The sequence below is a fragment of the Coleofasciculus sp. LEGE 07092 genome (genome assembly GCF_015207375.1).
In the GTDB taxonomy this organism is placed as follows: Bacteria; Cyanobacteriota; Cyanobacteriia; order Cyanobacteriales; family Coleofasciculaceae; genus LEGE-07092.
Genome location: NZ_JADEWY010000006.1, coordinates 34,271 through 50,362 on the forward strand (window position 1 = coordinate 34,271; position 16,092 = coordinate 50,362).

General features: G+C 43.5%; 5 protein-coding genes. All 5 read right to left on the minus strand.

Features of this window, described 5'->3' with window-relative positions; translation table 11 throughout:
* Positions 1-30: 30 nt before the first annotated feature.
* Positions 31-4,416: a non-ribosomal peptide synthetase gene (locus IQ257_RS02715; protein WP_193873102.1), complete on the minus strand. Its 4,386-nt coding sequence runs from the start codon at positions 4,414-4,416 to the stop codon at positions 31-33.
* Entirely contained in the window at positions 4,413-7,811 is a 3,399-nt protein-coding gene (locus IQ257_RS02720; RefSeq protein WP_193873103.1) for a non-ribosomal peptide synthetase, read from the minus strand. Before IQ257_RS02720 ends, IQ257_RS02715 begins: the two co-directional genes overlap by 4 nt.
* Entirely contained in the window at positions 7,808-12,856 is a 5,049-nt protein-coding gene (locus tag IQ257_RS29735; protein ID WP_228060364.1) for a non-ribosomal peptide synthetase, read from the minus strand. The genes IQ257_RS02720 and IQ257_RS29735 overlap by 4 nt, the downstream gene beginning before the upstream one ends.
* 145 nt (positions 12,857-13,001) lie before the next feature.
* Positions 13,002-13,838 (minus strand): isocitrate lyase/PEP mutase family protein, encoded by an 837-nt coding sequence (locus IQ257_RS02735; RefSeq protein ID WP_193873104.1) that lies wholly within the window; start codon positions 13,836-13,838, stop codon positions 13,002-13,004.
* 16 nt (positions 13,839-13,854) lie between these two features.
* Positions 13,855-15,783, minus strand: a complete 1,929-nt coding sequence (locus IQ257_RS02740; RefSeq protein WP_193873105.1) for an AMP-binding protein — start codon at positions 15,781-15,783, stop codon at positions 13,855-13,857.
* Positions 15,784-16,092: the final 309 nt, after the last annotated feature.

Below are 16,092 nucleotides of genomic sequence, written 5' to 3' on the forward strand. Positions count from 1 at the left end.
GGGATAACTAGGAGGTTATTAAATTCGGTTTTATTTCCGGGTATCATTTTGTGCTTCCTCCAAGCAACTCTTCACCTTTTCAACGAGCAGTGGGAGAGAGTGTTGATTGAACAAATTGCCAAAAATACCATGAATTTCCTGACACTCTACTCCGCTATCTACTAAGTCATTCCAGCCTAATGCTTGACCGAAATACCAGTCTAGTGTTTGCTTTTTAGCCCGAAAGAGAGTCAGGCGACCAGGGTAAACTTGAGGACAATACTTTGCCTTCACTGCTCGGTTGGCTTGGTGAGCTTGGAGGTAGCGAATTCCATGAGGAACAAATTCGTCATTATTTTGAGAAGAGTGAGAATCGTTGTCAGTTTTAACTACGTTACTAGGGGAATTATTTAACCCTTGTGAAGGCTGATCGTTAATCTGATGTTGTAGCTTTACTTTGATCTTCTGCCCTAACCAATCTCCAAGATAAGTTAGCTTTCCGATTAATTGGTGTTTTCTTAATTCATCAGAATGATAGTAGTAAGTTTTGTACAATAAAAAATCCCATTTATGAATCAGAGCCTGAGTTCGCCACAGAACGCTATCATTTGGCACAGATTTAGGGGAGTAGGCATCAACTAAAGCTAGCAGTGCTACCTCTTCACCTTGAGCGTGAAGTTGTTGAGCTATCTCAAAGGCGATAGTTCCGCCAAAGCAGTGACCGCCGATAAAATAGGGTCCTTTGGGTTGGAGTGTTTGTATTTCTTTGAGGCAGTCCGCCGCTATTTCCTCAACAGAATCTTGAAACTCGTGTTTGCCATCTAAAGCTGGCAGTTGCAGACCATAAAAAGGTTGATCTGGAGGTAAACGGCGACCAAATCCTGCCCAAGTCATAGCATCAGCAGCACCACCATGAAAGAAGAAGGGGGGTTTAGAACCTGTCGGCTTAACGGGGACTAAACTTAACCAAGGTGCTGACCATTCTTCTTGGCGCAAAATAGTTGCCAGTTCTGCAATCGTTGGCGCTTGAAAAAGAGTCGCTAGGGGAATATCTTGACCAATTTTCTTGTTAATTTCACTGAATAATTGCACCGCTAGCAGAGAATGTCCGCCTAACTCAAAGAAGTTATCATGTATGTTAATCGGTTGAATGTTGAGAACGCTTTCCCAAATTTTGGTGAGTTGCAGTTCTAACTCATCACGGGGAGCAACAGCCGTGTCGTCCGATTCTGGTTTCGTTACATCAGGGATAGGCAGGGCGCGACGGTTCACTTTACCGTTGGGAGTTAAGGGCAAGGCATCCAGCCTAACAAAAACGGCTGGCACCATATAGTGAGGAAGCCTATCTTTGAGGAAGTTGCGTAATTCCAAAGATGTAGGAATTGACTCTGGCTTGGGAACTACATAAGCAACGAGCCGCTTATTACCAAAATTATCTGGGGAAGCAATAACGACAGTTTCCTGAACCGCCGAGTGTTGCAGTAAATTTGTCTCAATCTCGCCAAGTTCGATGCGGAAACCCCGAAGTTTGACTTGAAAATCTCTTCTGCCTAAAAATTCGATTGTGCCATCAACTCTTAAACGTCCTAAATCTCCAGTGCGATAAATTCGGCGGTTCCCTCTTGTGGTGCCTCTTGTGGTGCCTCTTGTGGTGCCTCTTGTGGTGCCTCTTGTGGTGAGCGAAGTCGAACCACCATCCGGATCGGGTAAAAATGCTGCTTGTGTTAGTTCCGGTTTTTGCCAATACCCTAAAGCAATATAGGGACTCTTAATAGCAATTTCTCCATAAATTTGAGCGTCAACACCTGCCTGATTGAGTAATAAAATATCAGTGTCTTCAAAAGGATAACCAACGGGAACCGATTGACCGGCAATGACTGTATCATCATTGATTAAATATTGCAGATTAAAGGAGGATTCTGTACATCCTAATCCGTTAACAAAGATACAATTTGTGGAAAAATAGTTTTGGTATATCTCGACATCTTTTTTGACGACTTCCTCTCCTCCCAAAACGACTAAGCGAATTTGAGGAAAAGGTGTTTCTTGTGGTTGAGCAGGTACGGGTAAGGTGTCGATAAAATGTCGGTAGACAGTGGAGGTGGAGTGATAAATGGTAATCTCTTGTTGAGTTAGCCATTGGCATAGTTTGGCTAAACCGTCTGTCTTAATATTAAATGGACATAGGGTAGCACCGTTTAATAATGCTCCAAAAATATCCATCACTGCTGCATCAAAGCTGTAGGAGGCTAGCAGGGTTAGCTTATCATCAGCAGCAATGTGAAGATTATTTGTATAGTTGCGGATGAAATGGAGGATATTGCGATGGTTTTGTAGGACGCCTTTGGGTTGTCCAGTTGAGCCGGAGGTATAGAGGATATAGGCTGTGGTATCTGGGGCAATGGATAGATTGACTTCATCCCAATCCCTTTCTAGGTCGATTTCATCAATATTGATCAGATGAATTTTGTTAGAGGTTAATTCTTGGGCAAGAGCCAAATTGTTATTGTTCGTTAGGATAACTGTGGCTTGAGCATCTTCGAGACTATAAGTCAGTCGGAGTTGGGGATACGTGGGGTCGAGGGGAACGTAGGTTGTGCCAAGTTTAAGGATTCCTAGAATAGCGGCGATCGCAGGTGCATCATGTTCCAATAATAGGGCTATTTGTTGCGAAGTGTCTCCGCACTGTTGCCGGAGGGTTTGAGCGATCGCATTCGCCTTATTATTTAAGGTGTGGTAAGTCCACTGATGGTTTTTAGTGGAGACTGCAATATTGTCGGGATATTTTATGACTTGCTCAGAAAACCGAGCAGAGATGGATTGCTCAATGGCTGCTTTGGGAAATTCTGTAAACGGTTTATCAGGAGTAACAAGGTTTTTACAATTATGCAGCCTCTGACGTTCTGCTGAACTTAAAAGAGACAAATTACCAATCGGGTACTCTGGATTAGTAACGGTACTTTCTAATAGGGTTTGAAAACGCTCTGCCATCCCTGCGATGGTTTCTGGGTTGAACAAATTCTGGTTATACACCCACTGCAACGTGATGCCTTCAGATTGCTCCCGCACGTATAGGGTAATATCAAACTTAGATGCTGCTTCTGAACTAGAAAGCAACTCCACTGTCAACTCTGGCAGTTCCAATGCTTTGGATTGCAAATTGACCATGTTGAACCAGACTTGAAACAGAGGATTGTGACTTAGACTTCGTTCCGGTTGCAGTTCCTCTACTAGCTTCTCAAAGGGCATTTCTTGATGCTCATACGCTCCTATTGTCACCTCTTTGACTCGACCCAACAGTTCTCGAAAGCTGGGATTACCATCAAGGTGGGTGCGTAGGACTACGGTATTAATAAAAAAGCCAATTAATGGCTCAACTTCCGAGCGATTACGACCCGCGACAGGAGTGCCAATCACCAGGTCTTCTACACCCGTGTAGCGATACAGTAAGACTTTAAATGCCGCTAATAGGGTCATAAATAGGGTAACGCCTGCGTTTTGGCTCAGAGTTTTTAGAGTCTCACTGAGGGGTTGGGAAAGGTGTTGAGAATATTTTGCGCCCGTAAAGGTTTGAAGGGTTGGTCTGGGATGATCAAGGGGTAACTCTAACAGGGGTGGTGCGCCTGCGAGTTGTTGTTTCCAGTAGGATAGATGTTTTTGGGAGATTTCTCTGGCTAACTCTTCTCGTTGCCAATAAGCAAAATCAGCGTATTGGATGAGCAATTCGGGTAAGGGACAGGGATTATTATTAGAGAAAGCGGAGTAGAAGGTTCCGAGTTCCTGACGCAACAGGTTCATTGACCAACCATCTGAGATGATATGGTGGAGATTGAGTATGAGGATATGGTATTGGTCTTGTAGCCTCAGTAGAGTCCCTCGAATTAAGGAATCCTTTTCTAGGTCAAAGGGTTGTAAATGTTCCTTATCAAGTAATTGTTGTACCTCAGTTTCCCGCTCAGTTTCCGATAGGTTTTGCAACTCTATTAGGGGCAGGGAAAAGTTAGACGTGGTGTGAATAATAGTGATAGGAGTGCCATTGCGAGTCGCAAAGTTGGTGCGTAAGGTTTCGTGACGCTCGATGATGGAGTGTAAGGCTTGCTGTAGGGCAGCTACGTTGAGGTTGCCCTTCAGACGTAACGCCATGGGTATATTGTAAGCGGAGCTTTTGCCTTCGAGTTGGTCGAGAAACCACAGTCGTTGTTGGGCAAAGGATAGGGGTAAGTCTTGGTTTCTGGGAACGGGTTTAATTTGTGCAGGTGTGTCTGGATTAAATTGCTCCAGAAATGCCAGAATTTCTGATTTACGCGATCGCATTTGCTCGAGCAAGTCAGGAGTTAGGGTTCCCTGGGGCGCACTGTAACGTAAACGCCCCTCATTAATCCATAGTTTGACCTGACGATGGCGCAGTTCGGATAAAAGTTCTTCAATCGGTTTCATAGTTCTCCTTCTTCTAGATCAGTTTCAGTTGATGGGACTTGAGTTGACGTAGCCCATAGAATTGTTTCGATGCGATCGCTTAATTGATCTACTGTAGGGGCTTCAAACAAAGAACGCAACTGCAACTCCACCTCAAAAGCTTGACGGATACGAGAGATAACTTGAGTAGCTAACAGAGAATGTCCACCCAACTCAAAAAAGTTATCATGAATTCCCACTCGCTCGATTCCTAAAACTGATGCCCAAATAGACGCTAATTGTTCCTCGGTTGAGGTACGAGGTGGGACAAAGTTAGTTGATAGTGTATCCTCTATTTCAGGTTTTGGTAAGGCGCGACGGTCAACTTTGCCATTGGGAGTTAGGGGGAGAGTATCCAACCGGACAAAAGCCGATGGCATCATGTATTCAGGTAGCTTTTGCTTGAGGAACGAGCGCAGTTCATCGGTAATTACTTGTTGGGAGTTAGAAACAAAATAGGCAACCAGACGTTGATTACCGGGTTGGTCTTCTCTGGCAATAACAACGACTTCTTTAACTTGGCGATGTTGACTGAGTACCGCTTCGATTTCCCCCAGTTCAATGCGAAAACCCCGAATTTTGACTTGATGATCAATCCGACCAATAAATTCAATGTTGCCATCAGGCAGATATCGCGCTATGTCCCCAGTTTTGTACAAACGGGCATCGGGTTCATTACTAAAAGGGTTAGGAACAAATTTTTCTGCTGTTAATTCTAGGCGATTGAGATAACCTTTGGCTAGTCCATCACCTCCGATGTGAAGTTCTCCGGGTACGCCAATAGGGACAGGCTGGAAATGGGAGTCAAGCACATAAACTTGAGTGTTACTGATGGGACGACCAATAGAGATTGATTGTGCCGTTCCCTTTAGATGTCTGGGAATACAATAGCAACAAGCAAAGGTCGTGCTTTCTGTCGGACCATATCCATTGATGATCTGTGTCGATGGCAAAGCCTTCAGAGCTTTTTGAACGTGAGCGATTGAGAGGGATTCTCCACCTGTCAATAGTTGTTGAATTCCTGATAAAGCTTCTGGATCATCATCAATTATTGAATTAAACAGTGCCGAGGTCAGCCATAAGGTTGTAATACGCTGAGTTTCGATTGTATGTCTCAAATTATCGGCGGTCGGGACTCTTTCTGGGAAAAAAACGCACCGAGCACCATGTAGCAAAGCTCCCCAAATCTCAAAGGTGGCAGCATCAAAAGAAATGGGTGCCATTTGTAGCAATCGTTGTGCCGCATCTAGGTGAACGTAATCTATGCCAAACAGAAGACGAATAACACCATGATGTACCACGGCTACTCCTTTAGGTTTGCCTGTCGAACCTGACGTATAGTTGATGTAGGCTAAGTTATCAGGGCTAACACTTGTAAGAAGATTGTTTTGGCTCTCTTGAGCGATTATCCTCCAATCCGTATCTAAACAAAGAACCTTGGCATCGTTAGTAGGAAGCCCTTCAACTAATCTGTGTTGAGTTAACAACACTCTAACTTGGGCATCTTCTAGCATATAAGTCAAGCGCTCACTGGGATAAGTTGGGTCTAATGGAACATAAGCTCCTCCAGCTTTAAGAATTGCTAATAACCCGACTATCATTTCTAGGGAACGCTCAACACAAATACCTACTAAAACATCGGTTTTTACACCCATCCTTTGCAGATAGTGAGCTAACTGATTTGCTCGATTATTTAACTCTTGATAGGTCAGTTTTTGGTTATCCAATACTACCGCTACGGCATCAGGAGTTTTATCAACTTGCTCCTCAAATAATTGATGAATAGATTTATCTTTGGGATAATCAGTCTGAGTATTATTCCACTCCACTAATAACTGATGTTGTTCAGCTTCCGTTAGAATTGGGAATTGTGAGACTTTCTGTTGAGGATTAGCAATAATCCCTTCTAACAACGTTTGGAAATGACCGGCCATTCGGGTGATGGTTTCCTCATCAAACAAATCAGTGGCATATTCCAAAACACCCCTTAACCCTTGCTCAGTTTCTGTTATTGATAAAGTTAAATCAAATTTGGCTGTTTCGGTATCAAGTTCTAAGGGTGTCAGGGTTAAATCTGGTAATTCTAGGTTACTACTCGGAGCATTCTGTAAGACAAACATTACCTGAAACAAAGGACTATAACTTAACGAACGCTCCGGTTGCAGTTCTTCTATGAGTTTCTCGAATGGTAAGTCTTGGTGAGCATAGGCATCTAAGGCTATCTGTTGCACTTTAGCTAGTAATTCATTGAACTTGGGATTGTTATCTAAGTTAATCCGTAATGCCAAAGTATTGACAAAGAATCCAATTAATGGCTCAATTTGACTACGATTGCGGTTAGCGATAGGAGAGCCAATGACAATATCAGCCTGAGAAGTGTAGCGATAGAGTAATGTCACAAAAGCCGCTAATAAGGTCATAAATAAAGTGGCTTCTGACTGTTGGCTCAATGTTTTTAGCTTTCGCGTTAGTTCAGCATTAAGCTGAAATTGTTGCCGCCTCCCTCGAAACGTCTGCACTGGTGGACGAGGATGATCCGTTGGCAGTTCTAACAGTCTAGGAGCATCGGTTAATTGGGCTTTCCAATAGTTGAGTTGCTTGCTGAGAACTTCACCTTGTAGCCACTCTCGCTGCCAGTGAGAAAAGTCGGCATATTGAATGGATAATGGTGGTAAAGGATTAGGTTCTCCCTTATGGAAGGCTTGATATAAGGTTGATAATTCACGAATGAATATCCCCATCGACCAGCCATCAGAGATAATGTGGTGTATTGTCAGAACTAAGATATGGGACTGTTCCTTTAAGTGGAGGAGGGTGACTCGTAGTAAGGGTGCTTGAGTTAAATTAAAGGGTTTTTGGGCTTCTTTCTTGACTAATTTTTGAACTTGGGTAGATTGTTCCTCTATCGGTAAGTTTTGTAAGTCGATAACTGGCAAGGTAAAGGAGATTTGAGGAGCAATGATTTGAACAGGAGAATCATTAACGACCTGAAAACTTGTGCGTAGGGTTTCATGACGTTCTACTATTACTTGGAAGGCTTGCTCTAGAGCCGTTAGGTTGAGTTTGCCGGAAAGACGTAGCACTTTAGATATGTTATAAATAGCACTTTGACCTTCAAGTTTGTCAAGAAACCATAATCTTTGCTGGGCAAAAGATACAGGTAAATTTCTATCTCTGGAAATGGGTTGAATTGTTTGGGCAGAATTTGTCTTGGCTTGATTCAAAAAGGCAATAATTTCTGATTTGCGCTCCGCTAGTTCTGCTTTTAAACTGGGTGTAATAGCACCTTGGGGAGCTTGGCAGCGTAAGCGAGCGCCATCAACATATAGTCTAATGTTTAGACTGCGAATATAAGAGAGAAACTCAATAGTATTCATAATTCAACTTCCTCTAATCCTTTGTTTAAAGTATTTAGTGAATCTTGTTTCAACCAATTCATTGTTTCAATACGTTTTGCTAATTCATCAACTGTAGGGGCTTCAAATAAAGCACGCAACTGCAACTCCACCTCAAAAGCTTGACGGATACGAGAGATAACTTGAGTGGCTAACAGAGAATGTCCACCCAACTCAAAAAAGTTATCATGAATTCCCACTCGCTCGATGTCTAGAACCGATGACCAGATAGCAGCTAGTTGTTCCTCACTTGGGGTACTGGGTGCGACAAAGTTGTTAGAGAGAGTATCCTCTATTTCAGGTACTGGTAAGGCGCGACGGTCAACTTTACCATTGGGAGTTAGAGGTAATTTATCCAGCTTGACAAAAGCCGATGGCACCATATATTCAGGTAGCTTTGTCTTGAGGAACGAGCGCAGTTCATCGGTAATTACTTGTTGGGAGTTAGAAACAAAATAAGCAACGAGACGTTTATTACCGGGTTGGTCTTCTCTGGCTATGACAACGGCTTCTTTGACTTGTGGATGTTGACTTAATACGGCTTCAATTTCCCCCAGTTCGATGCGGAAACCCCGAATTTTAACTTGATTATCGAGGCGACCAATAAATTCGATATTGCCGTCAGGGAGATAGCGTACTCGATCGCCAGTTTTGTAAAGACGTGCATTTGGATCGTTACTAAAAGGATTAGCAATAAACTTTTCCTGGGTAAGATCGGGACGGTTGAGATAGCCTCGTGCTAAACCCAAACCGCCAATGTGCAATTCTCCTGGAATACCGATAGGAACAGGTTGTAAATTGCGATCGAGAATGTAAGTTTGAACATTAGCAAGAGCGCGTCCAATCGGTACTTCTTTCTTTATTGGTGTAGATGCTTTTACCTTGTAAGCGGTGGCAACTACAGTTCCTTCGGTTGGACCATAAGTATTTAACAATTGAGGGCAATCACCTACCTGCTGTTGCCACATTCTCACTGATTCGGGTAGGACTTGCTCTCCCCCAATGATTACCAAGCGCAGGGATTCAGGTAGGACTATATCAGTTGTTGCTAATTCAGAAACCAGTTGCTGCCAGTAGGCTGTCGGCAGCTCCAAAACGGTCAATTTCCAATCTTGGCAAGCTTTGAGAAATGTCGATAGAGAACTTAACATTTCATCAGTTCGTAGCACTAATGTTCCACCCGTAGTCAGGCAGGGATAAATTTCTTCGACGGCTGCATCGAAACTAATTGAGGCAAATTGTAAAATGCGATCGCAAAGCGTACCTGTAGGGTTCTCGCTCTGACTTATCCCATATTCAGAAATAGCAGCCTGTGTAAAATTGACTAAAGAGCGATGGGAGATTAGTACCCCTTTAGGTTTCCCAGTAGAACCCGATGTGTAAATCGTATAGGCTAAATGATCCGGCTGAATACTGTGAGGTAGATTTTCCTTACTCTCATTAGAATCCCCGCAGCTTGTATCCAGGCAAATAATATGCGCTATCTGCTGGGAGAGCAAAGGCAGCAATTTCTCTTGAGTTAATAGCACTTGAACTTGGGCGTCTGACACCATATAGGCTAACCGCTCCATCGGATAAACTGGGTCTAGCGGTACATAAGCTCCACCTGCTTTAAGAATTCCCAACAATCCCACAATCATCTCTAGGGAGCGTTCCACGCAGATTCCCACCAGCACTTCTGGTTTCACGCCGAGTTGTTGCAAGTTATGAGCTAATTGATTTGCCTTGGTATTTAACTCCCGATAGGTGAGTTTTTGGTCTTTGAACATCACCGCTATTGCGTCAGGAGTTCTGTCTACCTGCTGTTCAAATAATTGATGGATACACTGGTCAACTGGGTACTCTGTTTGGGAAGCATTCCACTCTACTAGCAGTTTGTGACGTTCAGCATCGGATAACAATTGAAGGTCACAGATATCCTGGCTAGGAGCAGCAACAATGCTTTGTACAAAAATCGTAAACTGTTCTACAATTCTGTCAATGCTGTCATCAGTGTAAGTGGTAGCATCATAGACCCAATAGCATTTTTTGCCATTTTCCGGGATAACTAAGGTCAGCGCATTTTGTTCAGATTTTTGTTTGTAATCATCGAGACTGGCTACCTGTTCTACGATGATAGGCAATCTCCAATCACAACCCGCTTCAAGCAACTGAATTTTCGGATATCTCAACACAACATCTCGTGAATAGGTTTTGTGCTGTTTTATCAATTCCACCTGCTCGTTTACAGCCTGAACAACTTCTGCAAAGCATTGCTCTTGGTTTATCTCTATGCGACAAGGAACAGCAGAGGCAAACAAGCCTTCTAGTCCTGTCAGTTGGTTTTCTAGCTCGCTTTGTCTCAATCCCAAATCAAAACAATCAGTCTGACTGATGCGAGCGAGATAGGCAGCAAAAGCTGCAATAAGGAAGTTTCCTAGAGTCCCTACTGGTGGGTAACTCTCCAAGAAAGTTATTACCTCATTGGGGATCAACCATTCTTTACTCCTGACCTCACCTTCTGATAACTGGGATGAGATTTTCCGTTCTGCATAGGGAAGTGTTATCGGCTGTAAGGTTGCTAATTTCTCTACCCAGAACTTTTCATGCTTGACTAGCGATACTTCTAACGTTTTAATACGCTTCCCTAGATCTAGTTCGATATCCTTAAACCGCTCTCCTACCTGGAGTTTAAATCTTGTAACAAACTCAGGTATGGAGAGGGGTTGACCCTCTATCGATAACACCTGATGCAGCAAAATATCATAACTTGTAGTACTAACCTGAAGGCAATTAGATTCAATTGCTGTTATTGTTCCTGGTGGTGACGTAGATGGAGTATCAAGAACTTCAATCTTAGAAACAATAATAAACTCGCTGCCTAGTACTAACTTCGGAAAGCCGATTAAATTTTCATGTGAACCAAAGTCTAAAGCTCGAACAAAAGTATCTAGTTCATGGGCACAACGATTCCAGGACAAGACACAGCCAGGACTCGGTTTTTGCGACCTTGAAAAGTAGCTTCGTTTGGCTAGATCCTGTTGAACTAAAGTGACTTGGTTAGAAGCCAAGTCATGGATTAATTCAGCAAATGAATGGATAATTGTTTCATAGCACTTGCCATTCAGAGTAAAAGCCGTTTCTTTTTTACTAATGCTAATAGTTACCTGTTTGAAAATATCACCTCCATCAACCTGATGAGTCATCTTATGCCATGTGACGCCATGATTTTTTTCCTGATGTAGGATAGCCCAGGATGGAGCATTTATACCGCCGTACTTGGGCAGCAGAGCATCATGACAATTGATTGCATATTGACGGGGTAATTCTAGAATTTCTTGAGGGAGGATAGAGAGATTATAAATACTGAATAAGTAATCAAAAGCTTGCTGGCTTAAAAAGCTGATTAAATCTTCAGTTGGCTGGATATAAGGTATACCCTGTGAAGTTGCCCAGCTAGTAATCAATGTCCCCATTGAGATAATGCCTAATATCTGATGACCGCGCTTTAAAAGAAGCTCGGCACAAGGAATCAATAAAGACTCGTGACCTATTAAAAAACAACTGAAGTGCTGGTAGTTGGATAAAGCTTGATGATGACTTCTAGTCAAAGATGTCAAATTCAAGATTGACTGCTCTGGATTAGCAATTATCCCTTCTAATAAAATCTGAAAATGAACACCTACCTGCTCTATAGTCGCTGCACTAAATAAGTCATTGTTGTACTTAAATACACAATAAAGCCCTTCAGGTTGCTCTTCAATCTCCAGAGCTAGATCGAGCATCACCATGCCTGTTTTTAATAGGCAATCATCTATTTTTAATCCTTGTGCTTCTACTGCCTTGTTAGGTAGATTTCGCAGTTGAAAGAGTATCTGAAATAGTGGAGTGCGGCTTAAGTTTCGCTCGGATTGCAGTTCTTGTACTAATTTCTCAAAGGGTACATCTTGATGTTCATAAGCTCCTAATGCTACTTCCCGCACTCGACCCAATAGTTCCCGAACAGTGAGATTTACTTGTATCTGCGTCCGCAAAACTAAGGTATTAATAAAAACGCCAATTAGTTTCTCCGTTTCGGTGCGATCGCGTCCTGCAATCGGAGTGCCTACAATAATGTCATCCTGACCCGTGTATCGATAAAGCAGTGTCTGAAACGCTGCCAACAGGGTCATAAATAATGTCACCCCTTCCCGTTGGCTCAATTCTTTAAGTGCTTCACTCAGGTTCTTGGGTAACACCAACGAATGCTTCGCCCCCCGAAAAGTTTGCACAGCACCTCTGGGTCGGTCGGTCGGTAATTCCAGAATGGGTAAATTACCCCCAAGCTGTTTTTTCCAGTAAGCAAGCTGAGACTCTAATCCTTTTCCCTGCAATCTTTGTCGCTGCCATTGGGCAAAATCAGCATACTGAATGGGTAACTCAGGTAAAGGAGATGGTTTCCCAGTCAAAAACGCTTCATAAAGTGCTGCCAGTTCCTGAATGAGAACCCCCATCGACCAGCCATCAAAAATAATGTGATGCAGAGTCAGCAGTAATATATGCTCCTGTTCACTCAATCGCACTAAGATAGCTCTCATTAAAGGCAATTGAGATAAATTAAAAGACTGCTGTGCTTCTTGAGTGGCAAGACGTTGAACTTCATCCTCTCGCTGGTCTTGAGGTGAATGACTCAGGTCTACAATTGGCAACATTAAGGTCAGCATCGGAGAAATAACCTGAACGGGTTGCCCATCCACAGCCGGAAAACTCGTGCGTAAAATGTCATGGCGACGTACAATTTCGTTGAGGCTTTGCTCTAGTACAGTAACATTTAAACGACCCGTCAGGTGAATATTGGTGGGACGATTGTAAGCAGGATTTCCCGGCTCAAACTGGTCGAGTAGCCACATTCTTGTTTGAGAAAATGAGAGAGAGGCTGAGTCAGAATTAGCTCTTTGAGGAATGGAAAGTTCGCGGTTTTGTTTGAGTGCTTTTTGCTGAAGTTTCTGTTCTAGAAGCGCTCGTTTAGCTGGTGATAGTTTGGTAAGTTTTTGATTAATATCGTTCATAGTGTTTATGACCTGACATAAATAGCTTTAACCTATCCGAATGTAAAAATCGTTCATTACTAGACCTGGCTAGAAAGTAGAGGGTAAAGAAGCAGGATTTTTGATCAGTTTCCTGTTAAGCAGTTCTCGACTTGGAACAAGACGTCTATTCTTTACTCCGGTTCACCAGATTCTCATGCAAAAGTGCCGTACATTCTTTCACGCCTACCCTGTCTTTCTGGATATATCCATCCCGTTCTCTGAGCAATTGCATTTCATCTTCAAGGGCAGTTTGGGCAGCAAACAGACAAGGTGTACTGTAGTTCACCAAAGACACACCCGCATCCTTGAGTTGGGTTAAGTTGCAAGGCGGAGACTTCCCGCCGGCAATTTGGTTAAATACCAGGGGTTTACCTACTTTAGATTTTAATTTTTCGATAATTTCTAAATCTTTAATCCCATCAGCTAATATGGCATCCGCTCCCGCTTCCTCAAACGCCTTAGCTCGGCGGATAATTTCATCAATATCTGTTGCATCGGTACGAGCAACGACAAACAAATCCTTACGAGTTGCCAAAACCTTTTTCAGTTTTTCTAGAAATTCATCCAACTCCATCAGCAACTTGCCATCCAAATGTCCACATCGGCGAGGGCGTTTTTGGTCTTCAATAATTACCCCTGAAGCCCCGATAGACTCCAACAGAGACACCACATGACAAGCAACTTCTGTATCTACATAACCGTCGTCTATATCAACGAGAATATGATGGTGGGGCAGTACAGTTTTTACCCGTTGGACAAATGCTAAAATGTCAGACCAGGCAATAAATCCAATATCCGGTAAGCCGTAGTAGCTAGCCGCAAAACCAAACCCACTGATAAAAATACCGTCATAATATTTTCCCGCAACCGATGCCGAAAATACATCATAAACACCGATAAACGGAATAATATCTCTGCTGTTTAAGTCCTGTCGTAGGCGAATTCCGCAAGGATTTACCATTCTCTTTAATCTCTCCTTATGAATTATGAATGCCTTGGTCTAAAATTCGTTGAGCTTCCTCATCTGAGAGCAATTCAATTTCAGCTAATATCTCGCCTAGTTCATCAGACTCTACCGTTTCCGTCTGAGTTGGGACAATTCTCTCTGCCATGCTAGCGATGGTCGGTTGCTGAAAAAAGATGAGAAAGGACAGCTCAACCTGCAAGGCGTCTCGCACTCGGTTAATGATTTGAGTTGCTAGGATAGAATCTCCGCCCAACTGGAAAAAATTGTCATGAATCCCAACTGGCTCAATGCCTAAAACCTCAGACCAAATTTTCGCTAACGTTTCTTCTTTAGGGGTGCGTGGTGGGGTATAGTTGGGTCTGGGTGCCGTCGGATTAGAGGCAGTAAGACCTAATTTTTCAGCTAAACCAATCCGCTGCTGTTTGCCTGTTGGACCTTTGGGAATTTCATCTAAAAACAGAATCACACGGGGGACTTTAAAATCAGCCAATTTCTTGGCAGCAAATTCCTTAAGTTCTATCTCCGTAGTGGATACCTCTTGCTTGAGAACGACTGCCGCAGCGACATCTTCACCCAAGAGAGTATGGGGCGCAGCAAAGGTGACAACTTGCTGAATTGCCGGATGATCGAGCAGCACTTCATCCACTTCACGGGGAGAAATTTTTTCACCCCCCCGGTTAATGATTTCCTTGATTCGACCCTTTAGAAAGAGATAGTTATCTGTATCCAAATACCCTAAGTCACCGGTACGGAACCAGCCATTGGTAAATGCTTTTTCATTCGCTTCGGGATTATTTTCATAACCCTTAGTAACACTAGCTCCCCGAATTACCACTTCCCCCACTTCCCCAGAAGGGAGCAAGTTGCCTGCCTCGTCCATAATGGCAACGTCTAGTCCGGCTGCCACCCCCACAGAACCCGGTTTCCGTACTCCCGGCGGTAAGGGGTTGCTAGCCATTTGATGAGAGGCTTCTGTCATCCCATAGGATTCAATCACAGGGGCATTAAATACCGTTTCCAACTCAGCCATGACTTGGGGTGGCAGAGATGCAGAAGAAGAACGAATGAACCGCAGTGGACAACGGGTAATAATGTCACGGTTAGCTTCAGTTCGAGCTAAAATTCCTTGATGGATTGTCGGAACGGCTGAATACCAAGTTGGGCGAAACTCGTCTACCCAATTAAAAAATTGCGGGGCGTAAAACCCCGGCGTACAAACCACACTAGCACCCGTGCTTAAGGATGAAAGTAATGCACCCATGAGTCCGTGAATATGAAACAGGGGCATCACATTCAAACAGCGATCGCTCCCTGTCAGATTCAGCGTCTCCCGAATGTTATACGCTGAAGTACAGAGGTTGCTGTGGGTTAGTGGCACCATTTTCGGACGTGATGTGGTGCCGGATGTATGCAAAATTAAAGCTACATCATCGGGTTCGGCAAAACCCCCATTCACTAAATTGCTGGGTTCACCCCCCGTGAGGGTAAAGACTCCTGCTTCAGCCTCCAGTTTAGAAGAAAGTTCAATAATCGGAATCCCGCGTTTTCGGGCTACTTCCCTAGCGGGTTCGGCAACTCCCGACTGAATAATCAGTGCCTTGGCATCAAGATCCGATAAATAAAAGTCAAATTCTGGTTCCCGATAGCTGGGGTTGAGAGGCGCACAGGTGGCACCGCAGGCAATCGCTAAAAAGGCAACTGCCATTTCTGCACCATTAGGCAGGGCAACAGCAACTCGGTGATTGCGCCCTACACCCATAGCGTTCAACGTAGTGACAACTTGGCGAATGCGATCGCCCAAGTGGCGATAGGTGAGGGGAGGGCGTCCTACTGCGGCAATTGCGATCGCGTCGGGATTCGCTTCAGTCTGATTCTCTAGGAGATCCCAAAGGCGTAGATGCAGTGAACCTGTTCCAAGCTGCTGACTAACTGTATTCATTTTGCCTCAACTTTCATAAATTAACGAAGTTTTTTGACTCAACCTCGCTGATAGAAACTGTTTGATGAATTATGCAGAACGGCTCTAAGAGTTAATTGACAACAGAAGTCTGAATTTTAAAGAGTGAACTCTGAAAAAAATATCGGTACACGTTTTGCCTTTAGTGGGCAAAAAACAAATTTTTCAATCTCAGAACCCTATCCCTTTAGGGGTGGGGTAATTTCATACTTGATTTTCTGGAAGTCCCTCAGACTATCATCGATAGTTAGTGTTTATTCTTTATTTGGAGGGTTAAGGGAACTTTTATAG